The sequence below is a fragment of the Cupriavidus sp. 8B genome (assembly GCF_054589115.1).
Window position 1 is genome coordinate 3162 of record NZ_BAAILO010000161.1, and the last position, 11414, is coordinate 14575.

An 11414-nucleotide genomic window follows, 5' to 3' on the forward strand; every position below is an offset into this window, starting at 1 on the left:
CAGCAGCAACTTGTCCTTGGGCAGCGTGGGCGCCAGCTTGCAGGCGTAGGCGATGGCGTGGCTGGATTCCAGCGCCGGGATGATGCCTTCGATGCGGCAACAGTCGTGGAAGGCCTTGAGCGCTTCCTCATCGGTGATGGGGACATACTCGGCGCGGCCGATATCCTTGAGCCATGCGTGCTCGGGGCCAACGCCGGGATAGTCCAGGCCGGCGGAGATGGAATGGGTCTCGATGATCTGGCCGTTGGCATCCTGCAGCAGGTAGGTGCGGTTGCCGTGCAGCACGCCCGGCGAGCCGCCGATCAGCGCGGCGGCGTGGCGGCCGGTTTCCAGGCCGTCGCCAGCGGCTTCCACGCCGATCAGGCGCACGTCCTTGTCCTCGATGTACGGATAGAAGATGCCCATGGCATTGGAGCCCCCGCCCACGCAGGCGATCACGGCATCGGGCTGGCGGCCGGTCATCTCCGGCATCTGCACTTTGGCTTCTTCGCCGATCACGCACTGGAAGTCGCGCACCATCATCGGGTAAGGATGCGGGCCGGCCACGGTGCCGATGATGTAGAAAGTGTTCTCGACATTGGTGACCCAGTCGCGCATGGCTTCATTGAGCGCATCCTTGAGGGTCTTGGAGCCGCTTTCCACCGGCACCACGGTCGCGCCCAGCAGCTTCATGCGGTAGACGTTGGCGGCCTGGCGCTTGACGTCCTCCGAGCCCATGTAGACCACGCACTCCATGCCAAAGCGCGCGGCGATGGTGGCGGTGGCCACGCCGTGCTGGCCGGCGCCGGTCTCGGCGATCACGCGCGGCTTGCCCATGCGCTTGGCCAGCAGTGCCTGGCCGATCACGTTATTGATCTTGTGGGCGCCGGTGTGGTTGAGGTCTTCGCGCTTGAGATAGATCTGCGCGCCGCCGAGCATCTCGCTCCAGCGTTGCGCGTGATAGATCGGCGAGGGGCGGCCGACGAAATGCTTCAGCTCGCGGCGGTATTCCGCGTCGAACTCCGGATCCTTCTGGAAGTGCGCATAGGCTTCGCGCAGCTCGTCCAGCGCGTGCACCAGGGTCTCGGAAACAAAGGAACCACCATAGGGGCCGAAATGGCCACGGGAATCGGGCAGGTCGTACATGAGTCAGCTCTTCTGAACAGGGCCCTTGCCGGTCTGGCAGGGGCTCGATGACGTTAGGGTCGTGCGCGGTACAGGCGCGGAGATTGCGCGGAATATGCGGGGGGCCGAAGCCCGATGGGCAACCAGCCCTACCCGGCATCCGCGCTGCGCACCGCGCGCACGAAAGCGGCAATCCTGGCGTGGTCTTTCACGCCTTTGGCAGCCTCCACGCCGCTGCTTACATCGACAGCGTAGGGCCGCACGCGCTCAATCGCGCCAGCGACGTTTTGCGCGTTCAACCCACCACTCAAAACGATCCGAGGAGCGGCGCTTGCGATCGGGTTGTGGGTGGGCGGAAGCCATGCCGGGGGTATCAGGGTCCAGTCGAAGACGTGCCCGCCACCGCCGTAGCCTTCGACGAAGGCATCAAGCAGCAAGGCAGCGGCATCACGATACAGATTTGCGAATTCTACCAAATCAAGGCTGGGCTGCACGCGTGCCGCGCGCAGAAACGGCAACCGGCAGCGCTGGGCCACCAGGGAGCAGTCCTCGGGGCTCTCGTCGCCATGCAATTGCAGTAGCGTAAGCGGCACCCGCTCCACCACATGGGCAATGTGCTCGGCCTCGGCATTGACGAACAGGCCGACCACCGACACGAACGGGCCGGCGGCTTCCGCCAGCGCAGCGGCACGTGCCACCTCGACAAAGCGCGGGCTGCCCGGATAGAACACCAGGCCGATCGCGTCGGCGCCGGCATCGACCGCGGCGCGGACATCTTCCTCGCGCGTCAGCCCGCAGATCTTGACGCGGGTGCGGTGCGGCGCGCTGCCCGCTTCAGGCAACTGGGTCATTGGCAAACACTCCATGGAACAGGCTGGCGGCCGTGTCGGCGGCCGGGATCTGGTACTGCTCAGGATACTTCACCCCGGCCAGGTAGAGGCCGTCGGGCATGAAGGTGGGCGCTGCCTTGGCGCGGCTACGCCCGGCCAGCACCTCGGCCAGCCACTCCGGCGGGTTGCGTCCCCGCCCTACCGCCACCAGGCAACCCATCAGGTTGCGCACCATGTGGTGCAGGAAGGCGCTGGCGCGAAAACGCACGAACAGCCAGTCGCCGTCGGCCTTCAAGGTGATGTCGTACATGGTCTTGACGGGCGACTTCGCCTGGCACTCGGCGGCGCGAAAGGCCGAGAAATCGTGCTCGCCGAGCAGGCAGCCCGCGGCCGCGCGCATGGCGTCGATGTCCAGGCCCTTGCCCGGTGGCAGCATCAGGTAGCCAGCCCTGCCGTGCACCAGCGGCACACGGTGCGGGCCGGTGTAGAGCGCGTAGTAATACATGCGCTCGAAGGCCAGGAAACGTGCATGGAAGCCGCCGTCCACCGGTTTGGCCCATTGCAGCGAGATGCTGGGCGGCAGGAAGGCGTTGACGCCGCGCACCCAGGAAAACGGTTCCCGCGACAGGCCGGTGTCGATGTGGATCACCTGGCCGAGCGCATGCACGCCGGTGTCGGTGCGGCCCGCCACCGTGGTCATCACGCGGCTGCCGGCGAACTGCTCGATGGCGTCCTCGAGCCGGTCCTGCACCGTATTGCGGTGCGGTTGCGACTGCCAGCCGGAGAAGGCGGCGCCGTCATAGTGGAGGCCGAGGGCAATGCGGGTCATGGGGCGGAAATTGACGATAAAACGGGAGCTAGCGAAAACGGCGCGGCGCCAACGAAAAAACGCCCGATGGCCGGCTCGCAAAAAGCAAATGCGCCGGGAGCCACGCTCCCGGCGCATTTGTGGCGAGCTGCCGGGCGCACCGCTTGCGCACAGCCCGACATTCTACAGCTTGCTTGTCAGCTCACCGGCCAGGCCGCCGGTTAAGCCCCCGTTTAAGCCACCAGTCATGCCACCAGTTATGCCACGTCACGCAGCAAAGTCTTGGCTTCCGTCAGCAGCGGATCCTGCGACTGGTCCACCACTTCCTGCAGCAGCTCCCGCGCCCCTTCCTTGTCGCCGATCTCGATATAGGCGCGGGCCAGATCGAACTTGATCTGCATGTCGCGGCCACCATCCACAGAGTCGGCCGACAACGTGCTCGGCGAGATGCCGCGCGCCGTGTCCAGCCCGCTTTCCGCGCTCACGCGGGACAGGTCGATCGGTTCGGACAGCTTGCCGTCGCGCAGCATGGTCGGCGCCGGCAGGGAAGAGCTGAACAAGGAACGGGCCTCTTCATGCACTTGTGCCGGGCTATCGGCACGCGCGCCGGCATGGCCCGCCGGATTGAGGTCCAGCGAGATGGCGGACATGTCGAAGTCGAGCGGACGGCTACGCGTAGGCGTATCCAGCGCCGGTACGTCGTCATGAGCGCCAATGCCATGGGTCTCGGGCAGGTCCAGGCCAAGGCCATCGTCCAGGCGCGTGGCAAGCGCCGAAGGCACCGCCTCGCCACTGCCGAACACGCGCGAGGCGGACTCGGGCGCGGTGATCGGCGCACCGGCTGCCGGCGCGGGGAACCCATCCAGCGGCAGCGCAAAGTCTGCCAGGTCCGCCAGCGGGGTTTCCCGCGGCGCCGCCAGATCTTGCGACGGATCGTGGGTGCGCCACTGATCGGCCGGCAAGGTGGTAGTGTCGCCAGACGCCACGTCAGGCGCCACGCTCAAATACAAGGCATTGCTCGGGTCGAGGCTACGCCCCATCTCCGTTGCCTGTGCCCACTCCGCCCCGTGTCCTCCAGTCTGGGCGAACATTTCTTCTGCAATCACGCGAAAACCTTCCACATCCTGACGAGTGTTGTAAATCTCCATGAGCTTCAGGCGAATCGCCTGGCGCTCAGGGTTTTGCTGCAGGGCTTCGCGCAGGATTTCCTCGGCCTGCACATCGCGCCCGTAGGCGATATAGACATCGGCCTCGGCGATCGGATCGACCTCGTTGGCTTCCGCTACATTGTTGCCAATGCGGAAATCCGCTCCGAACACGCTGTGCTGCGAGGTGTCGACGCTCTGCCCGCCCGCGGCGCCGAACAGCGAATTGCCGCCGGCCATGACGGTGCTTTCCTGCGACAGGACGCTGTCCCCGAAGGCCGCGCCGTCGCTGGTCTTCTGTTGCTGGCGCCGGCGATAGATCGCGTAGCCGCCCAGCAGGGCAATCAGCAGTCCGCCGCCTGGCAGCAGCATCGGATTGGCCAGCAGGTCTTCGATGAAGGACGGCTGGGCCACCGGCGTGGGCTGCGTCACGAGCGGCGGGCGCTTGGCGGCAGGCGTGGAAGCAGCAGCAGGCTTGGCGGCGCCAGCAACGGTAGCGTCCGCGGCATTCGCGCCGGCGCCAGTGGTGGCCGCAGGCGCCGAAGCCGGGGATGCGGCGGCGAGCGGCGCCGCAGCAGCCGCGGCGGCTGCCGCTGCCGGGGCCGCGCTGGCACCAGCGCTGGCCACTGCCGGGGCCGGCGCGGCTGCGTCGGCCTTGGCGGCCTCAGCCGGCACCACGGAGGGTGCAGCGGCGGGTGCGGCAGGTGCCGCGGCCGAATCCTTGCCCGTGCCCTTCTGCACCTGGTCCAGCTTGGCGATCTCGGCGTTCTTCAGCTCGACCAGCCGCTGCATGTCGCCCACGTTCTTCTCAAGCTGCGCGAGGCGTGCCTCGGCTTCCTTGAGCTGCCGTTCCTTGGCGATATTGGCTTCGGCTGCCGCTGCAGCGGCGGCCTGGCTGCCACGATCGGGCTTGCTGAGCTTGAGTTCGTCGCGCGGTCCGGCGGCCGGTGCGGCTTGTTCCTGCACGCGCGCGGTGACGTTGCCCGACTGTTCGCGGCCACTGCTGGCCTCGACCGAGCGCCCCGCGGCCGCCGTAGCCAGGCGGCTGCGGTAGGCATTGAAGCCCTGCGTGCGCGCCACCACTTCGCGGCGTGCCGCGCGGGGCGTGACCGATTGCGCTTCCTTCTGGCTAGGCACCTTGAGCACGGCGCCCGCCTTGAGGCGGTTCATGTTGCCGCCGACGAAGGCGTTCGGATTGTTGCGATAGAGCGCGACCAGCATCTGGTCCAGCGATACTGAATCCTGTCCCTGGGAGGCCTCGCCGGCAATGGCGGAGAGATTGTCGCCGCGCTGCACGGTGTAGGTGCCGCCAGCCGCGCCAGCGCCGTCGGCCAAGGCCTGCGTGGCGGCGCGGTGCGCACGGGGTGGCGGGGCCTTGGCCTGGGGCCGTGGCGCCGGGCTGGCTGCCACGGGAGCCGGGGCCTGTACCGACGGAGCGGGCACGGGCGCGGCGCTTGGCGCGGGCGGGCTGGCGGCGCCGGATTCGTCGGGGGTGCCCGCCTGCACGACCGTGGCAGGCGAGAAAGTCTGGTTGGAAGGCTTGGCGCCTGCCGGGTCCAGCAGGAAGGTGTACGCGCGCGACACCTTGCCGCTCGCCCACGTCATGTCGACAAGGATGTCGACAAAGGGCTCGCTGAGCGGCTGGGTTGACCGGACCCGTGCCACATAGCTCCCATTGGGGCGGCGCTCGACCTGCAGCCGCAGGCTGCTGACCGCCGGCAGATACGTCAGGCCGGCCTTGGCATATGCTTCGGGCGACGCCAGCTTGACGGCCAGGCCGTCCGCTTCTTCCGCACTGACGCCACTAATATCGATTTCCGCTTGCAGCGGCTGACCCAGATTCGACTGTACCCGTAATTGCCCGAACCCCGCGGCATAAGCGGCCGGCTGCGAGAGCAGCAAACCGAGTGCCGTGAAGGCCAGCGTTGACCAGCGCTGGCGGGCGGTAGGCGCATCTTTCCGGCGATGTTGGCTCACACTCACCTTGTGCTCCGTTGTGTTCTAGTAATGAAATTAACTTAACATCAATGGTTTAGCGCAGCAAGTTAGCGTCCCGACTGAGCCCCGCGCCAACTCGTACGGACGTGCGGATGACCGCCCCGCAGCCCGGCATATGCCGCCTGTATTGTGACGCAACGCCGGGAAAAATAGGCGGCCAGGCGTGACAACGCCGCGCACAGGCGCGGCGTTGTTATCAAAGCCAGGGGTTTCTGTTGCCTTGCTGCAACGAAACCACGGACGCCTTGCGCGGAGCCTTAAGACATGGACTAAGACATGACTCAAGAGCGCCTTGGCGTGCAAGTCCCTGGCTCAGGCTTCGATCAAGATGCGCAGCATACGGCGCAGAGGCTCGGCGGCACCCCACAGCAGCTGGTCGCCGACGGTGAAGGCCGACAGGTATTCCCCGCCCATCTGCATCTTGCGCAGGCGCCCCACCGGAATGGTCAGGGTACCGGTCACGGCGGCCGGCGTGAGGTCGGTCATGCTGGCCTCGCGCGTGTTCGGCACCACCTTGGCCCACTGGTTGTTCTCGGCCAGCATGCCTTCGATCTCATCGAGCGGCACGTCGCGGCGCAGCTTGATGGTCAGCGCCTGCGAATGGCAGCGCATGGCGCCAATGCGCACGCACAGGCCGTCCACGGCGATCGGCGAAGCACCGGTCGCGCCCAGGAAGCCTTCGCCGCGACCCAGGATCTTGTTGGTCTCGGCGCCGGCCTTCCATTCTTCTTTCGACACGCCGTTGCCCAGGTCCTTGTCGATCCAGGGAATCAGGTTGCCGGCGAGCGGCACGCCAAACTGCTTGGTTTCATCGCCCGACAGGCCGTGCTGGGTTGCCAGGATGGTGCGGTCGATTTCCAGGATGGCCGATGCCGGGTTATCCAGCAGCGACTTGACCGACGCGTTGAGCGTGCCGAACTGCGTCAGCAGCTCGCGCATGTGTTGCGCGCCGCCGCCCGAGGCGGCCTGGTAGGTCATGGACGTCATCCAGTCGATCAGGTCGTGCTGGAACAGGCCGCCCAGGCCCATCATCATGCAGCTGACCGTGCAGTTGCCGCCGATGAAATTCTTGACGCCCTTCGCCAGCGCGTCCTTGATCACGCCAAGGTTGACCGGATCCAGCACGATGATGGCATCGTCCTTCATCCGCAGCGACGAAGCCGCGTCGATCCAGTAGCCCTTCCAGCCAGCTGCGCGCAGCTGCGGGAAAATCTCGTTGGTGTAATCGCCGCCCTGGGCCGTGAGAACCACATCGCACTTCTTCAGCGCTTCGATGTCGTTCGCGTCCTGGAGCTTGGTTTCATTCTTGGCCATGGCCGGGGCCTGGCCGCCAGCGTTGGACGTGCTGAAGAATACGGGCTCGATATGGTCGAAATCGCGCTCTTCCTGCATGCGTTGCATCAGGACGCTGCCGACCATTCCTCGCCAGCCGACGAGACCTACAATCATGACTAACCTCGGATGTGATTTGAACTTCCCCGCGCTTTCCTCGCCCGACGTGACTGCGCGGGGAAGACGAGCAGGCACGACGAACGATCTAGCCGATCGTTTTGGTAGTAATGGTTTTAATCGTCGTTGCGGTAAGCGGGTGGCCGTGCGAACCCAGGCCAACCGGGCTGCGGGTAGCAACCGGGGCGGCGATGGCAGTCGAGGGGGACTGGAAGATTCGGACCATCCGCAAAGTCTACACGATTTTGTGGCGCTGCCACACAGGGGAAATCGGGGACAAATGAAAGAAAAGGCGCCGCATGCGGCGCCTTTTCAACTTTAATGCGGCTTACAGTGCCGCGAGCACGGCCTCACCCATTTCACGCGTGCCGACTTGCTTGCAGCCGGGCGTCAGGATGTCGCCGGTGCGGTAGCCCTGGGCCAGCACCTGCTTGACGGCATTCTCGATGCGGTCTGCCTGCTCGGCACGGTTCAGCGAGAAACGCAGCATCATCGCCGCCGACAGGATGGTGGCCAGCGGATTGGCCACGCCCTTGCCGGCGATGTCCGGTGCCGAGCCGTGCGACGGCTCGTACAGGCCCTTGTTGTTGGCGTCCAGCGAAGCCGACGGCAGCATGCCGATCGAGCCGGTCAGCATGGCGGCCTCGTCCGACAGGATGTCGCCGAACATGTTGCCGGTGACGATCACGTCAAAGCTCTTGGGCGCCTTGATCAGCTGCATGGCCGCGTTGTCCACGTACATGTGCGACAGCTCGACTTCCGGATATTCCTTGTGCACGTCGATCACGACGTCCTTCCAGAACTGGAAAGTCTCGAGCACGTTGGCCTTGTCCACGCTGCACAGCTTCTTGCCGCGCTTGGCCGCGGCCTGGAAGGCCACGTGGGCGATGCGGCGGATTTCCGGCTCGCTGTAGCGCATGGTATCGAAGCCTTCGCGCGCGCCCTTGAAGGGGCCGTCCGGTGCTTCGCGCATGCCGCGCGGCTGGCCGAAGTAGATGTCGCCGTTGAGCTCGCGCACGATCAGGATGTCCAGGCCGGCCACCAGCTCGGGCTTCAGGCTGGAAGCGCCGGTCAGCTCCGGGTAGCAGATCGCCGGACGGAAGTTGGCGAACAGCTGCAGGTGCTTGCGCAGGCCGAGGATGGCCTGCTCGGGACGCAGCGGGCGGTCCAGCTTGTCGTATTTCCAGTCGCCCACGGCGCCAAACAGGATGGCGTCGGCTTCCTGGGCCAGCTTGAGCGTGGCGTCGGGCAGCGGATGGCCGCTGGCCTCGTAGCCGGCGCCGCCGACCGGTGCGGTTTCCATCTCGAACTTTTCGTCGAGCGCGTTCAGGACCTTGACGGCCTCCGCGATGATCTCGGGACCGATGCCGTCACCCGGCAGGACTGCGATTTTCATGCTTTGTCTTCCTTGTTTTGTCTCAGCGCACCAGCCGGCTTCAGCCGACCACGCGATTGTTCAACCACGGCATCTTGGCCACGCGCTCTGCCTCATAAGCCTTGATCTTGTCGGCATGGCGCAGGGACAGGCCGATATCGTCGAAGCCGTTGAGCATGCAGTACTTGCGGAACGGCGCGATGTCGAACGGGTAGCTATCGCCAACCGGCGTGATCACCAGCTGCTTGTCGAGATCGATGGTCAGCTTGTAGCCGCTGAACGCATTGGTCTCGTTGAAGATATGGTCGACCTGCAACTCGGTCAGCACCACCGGCAGCAGGCCGTTCTTGTAGCAGTTGTTGAAGAAGATGTCGGCAAAGCTCGGCGCAATCACGGCGCGAAAGCCGTACTGCGTCAGCGCCCAGGGTGCGTGCTCGCGCGAGCTGCCGCAGCCGAAGTTGCGGCGGGCCAGCAGGATCGAGCCGCCCTGGTAGCGCGGCTGGTTGAGCACGAAATCCGGATTCAGCGGACGGCGGCTGTTGTCTTGCCCGGGCTGGCCCACATCCTTGTAGCGCCATTCGTCGAACAGGTTCGGGCCGAACCCGGTGCGCTTGATCGACTTGAGGAATTGCTTCGGGATGATGGCGTCGGTGTCGACGTTCTCGCGGTCCAGGGGCACCGTGAGCCCGCTGTGTACAGTGAACTTATCCATGGTCGGTTCCTTACTTCTTTGCCGCGCTTTCGAGGGAGCGGCCTGCGGCCTGTGTGTCCTTGCCAAGGCCGGCCATCGTATGGCAGCCGGCCAGTTGCAGCATGCACACGCATGCGAGCAACACGATCAGGGCTTGTTTCATGATGAGCCTGCGCGAATCAGCTGAGCTGGCGGATATCGACGAAGTGGCCTTCGATGGCTGCCGCGGCAGCCATCGCCGGGCTCACCAGGTGAGTCCGGCCACCCGCGCCCTGGCGCCCCTCGAAATTGCGGTTCGAGGTGGAGGCGCAGCGCTCGCCCGCTTCCAGGCGGTCGGCATTCATGGCCAGGCACATCGAGCAGCCCGGCTCGCGCCATTCGAAGCCGGCGGCCTTGAAGACCTTGTCCAGCCCTTCGCGCTCGGCTTGTTCCTTGACCAGGCCCGAGCCCGGCACCACCATCGCCAGCTTCACGTTGGACGCCACGCGACGGCCCAGCTTCTGCACGACCCACGCAGCGGCGCGCATGTCTTCGATACGGGAGTTGGTGCAGGAGCCAATGAAGACCTTGTCGATCTTGATGCTGTCCACCGGCACATTGGGCTGCAGGCCCATGTACTCCAGCGCGCGCTCCATGGCGTTGCGCTTGTTCGGGTCTTTTTCCTTCTCGGGATCCGGCACGCGGTCCTCGATGCTGACGACCATCTCGGGCGAGGTGCCCCAGGTCACCTGCGGACGGACCTCTTCCGCGCGCAGCTCGACCACCTGGTCGAAGTGCGCACCGGCGTCCGAATGCAGCGTGCGCCAGTAGCCTACGGCCTGCTCCCACTCCGCGCCCTGCGGCGAGAACGGGCGGCCCTTGACGTATTCGAGCGTGACATCGTCCACCGCCACCAGGCCAGCGCGCGCCCCGGCCTCGATGGCCATGTTGCACACCGTCATGCGCCCTTCCATGCTCAGGTCGCGAATGGCCGAGCCGGCGAACTCGATGGTGTAGCCGGTGCCGCCCGCGGTGCCGATCTTGCCGATCACCGCCAGCACGATGTCCTTGGCGGTACAGCCGCGCGGCAGCTTGCCTTCCACGCGCACCAGCATGTTCTTGGCCTTCTTGCCCAGCAGTGTCTGCGTGGCCAGCACGTGCTCCACCTCGGAGGTGCCGATGCCATGCGCCAGCGCGCCGAACGCACCGTGCGTGCTGGTATGCGAATCGCCGCACACCACCGTCATGCCCGGCAGCGTGGCGCCCTGCTCCGGCCCGATCACGTGCACGATGCCCTGGCGCAGGTCGTTCATCTTGAACTGGGTGATGCCGTACGCGTCGCAGTTGTTGTCCAGCGTATCCACCTGCAGCTTCGACACCGGATCCGAAATGCCCTGGCTACGATCGGTGGTCGGCACGTTGTGGTCCGACACCGCCAGGTTGGCGCTGATGCGCCAGACCGGGCGCTGCGCCAGCTTCAGGCCTTCGAACGCCTGCGGGCTGGTGACTTCGTGCAGCAGATGGCGATCGATGTACAGCATCGTGGTGCCGTCATCCTCGACGTGCACGGTGTGGTCATCCCAAAGTTTGTCGTAAAGCGTCTTGGCCATGATGCAGGGGGGGCGGGCCGGGACCGTTTGGTACAGCACGGTTGGCGGCGTCGCGCGGTAGTTTGGGGGATTTTTCGCAGGAATGCGGGCAATGAAATGCGGCTTGCTGCGATGCTTGACTTCGCAATCGATTATGCCACAGCGATATTGGGAGACTGGGCCCTGGCCGGCCTGGGAGGCGGCGGCCATGTAATGTGATTGGCGAAAGGGGGATTTCGCCGATGGCGAAAAGGCAGGCTTGGGGGGGCTGGCAGAGCCTCAAATTCCAGACGGTTGGCCCATTCGGCGGCTTCGTTCAGTGCATCAGGTTTGCTCCCCTCTCCCACTTGTGGGAGAGGGGTTGGGGGAGAGGGCGGGCGCTCGATATGCCGTCGGAATCGCAACCATTGGCTTCGCTTCAAGTGGCTCCTAACTAAGCCACCCCA

Annotated in this window: 10 protein-coding genes; 1 reads left to right on the forward strand and 9 read right to left on the reverse strand. The window is 65.6% G+C overall.

The features are described from left to right. The 5 genes from trpB to asd all read right to left on the reverse strand — a co-directional run. The coding region (gene trpB, locus ACYP5B_RS15785; protein ID WP_459570348.1) for a tryptophan synthase subunit beta at positions 1-1125 on the reverse strand (1125 nt) is incomplete at its 3' end. A 128-nt stretch (positions 1126-1253) separates the two neighbouring features. Then, the gene (locus ACYP5B_RS15790; protein WP_318238067.1) at positions 1254-1955 is read right to left on the reverse strand and encodes a phosphoribosylanthranilate isomerase; all 702 of its coding nucleotides are present in this window, start codon (positions 1953-1955) and stop codon (positions 1254-1256) included. Further along, entirely contained in the window at positions 1939-2763 is an 825-nt protein-coding gene (truA, locus tag ACYP5B_RS15795; protein ID WP_459570349.1) for a tRNA pseudouridine(38-40) synthase TruA, read from the reverse strand. Before truA ends, ACYP5B_RS15790 begins: the two co-directional genes overlap by 17 nt. A 236-nt stretch (positions 2764-2999) precedes the next feature. Continuing rightward, positions 3000-5870, reverse strand: coding sequence for a FimV/HubP family polar landmark protein (locus ACYP5B_RS15800; RefSeq protein WP_459570350.1), 2871 nt, complete (start codon positions 5868-5870; stop codon positions 3000-3002). A 327-nt stretch (positions 5871-6197) separates the two neighbouring features. After that, entirely contained in the window at positions 6198-7334 is a 1137-nt protein-coding gene (gene asd, locus ACYP5B_RS15805; protein ID WP_400096702.1) for an aspartate-semialdehyde dehydrogenase, read from the reverse strand. Here asd and ACYP5B_RS15810 point away from each other — a divergent pair. Further along, entirely contained in the window at positions 7333-7656 is a 324-nt protein-coding gene (locus ACYP5B_RS15810; RefSeq protein ID WP_459570351.1) for a hypothetical protein, read from the forward strand. The genes asd and ACYP5B_RS15810 overlap by 2 nt on opposite strands. 6 nt (positions 7657-7662) lie before the next feature. On the opposite strand, the gene leuB is transcribed toward ACYP5B_RS15810, so the two are convergent. From leuB to leuC, 4 genes are read right to left on the reverse strand one after another with little or no spacing between them, the layout of a single operon-like run. Continuing rightward, entirely contained in the window at positions 7663-8730 is a 1068-nt protein-coding gene (gene leuB, locus ACYP5B_RS15815) for a 3-isopropylmalate dehydrogenase (RefSeq protein WP_267603816.1), read from the reverse strand. Between the two features lie 40 nt (positions 8731-8770). Continuing rightward, the gene (gene leuD, locus ACYP5B_RS15820) at positions 8771-9421 is read right to left on the reverse strand and encodes a 3-isopropylmalate dehydratase small subunit (RefSeq protein WP_459570352.1); all 651 of its coding nucleotides are present in this window, start codon (positions 9419-9421) and stop codon (positions 8771-8773) included. A 10-nt stretch (positions 9422-9431) separates the two neighbouring features. Continuing rightward, positions 9432-9563 (reverse strand): entericidin A/B family lipoprotein, encoded by a 132-nt coding sequence (locus ACYP5B_RS15825; RefSeq protein WP_400096703.1) that lies wholly within the window; start codon positions 9561-9563, stop codon positions 9432-9434. Positions 9564-9579: 16 nt separating this feature from the next. Further along, positions 9580-10989, reverse strand: a complete 1410-nt coding sequence (gene leuC / locus ACYP5B_RS15830) for a 3-isopropylmalate dehydratase large subunit (protein WP_400096704.1) — start codon at positions 10987-10989, stop codon at positions 9580-9582. Between the last annotated feature and the right edge of the window lie 425 nt (positions 10990-11414).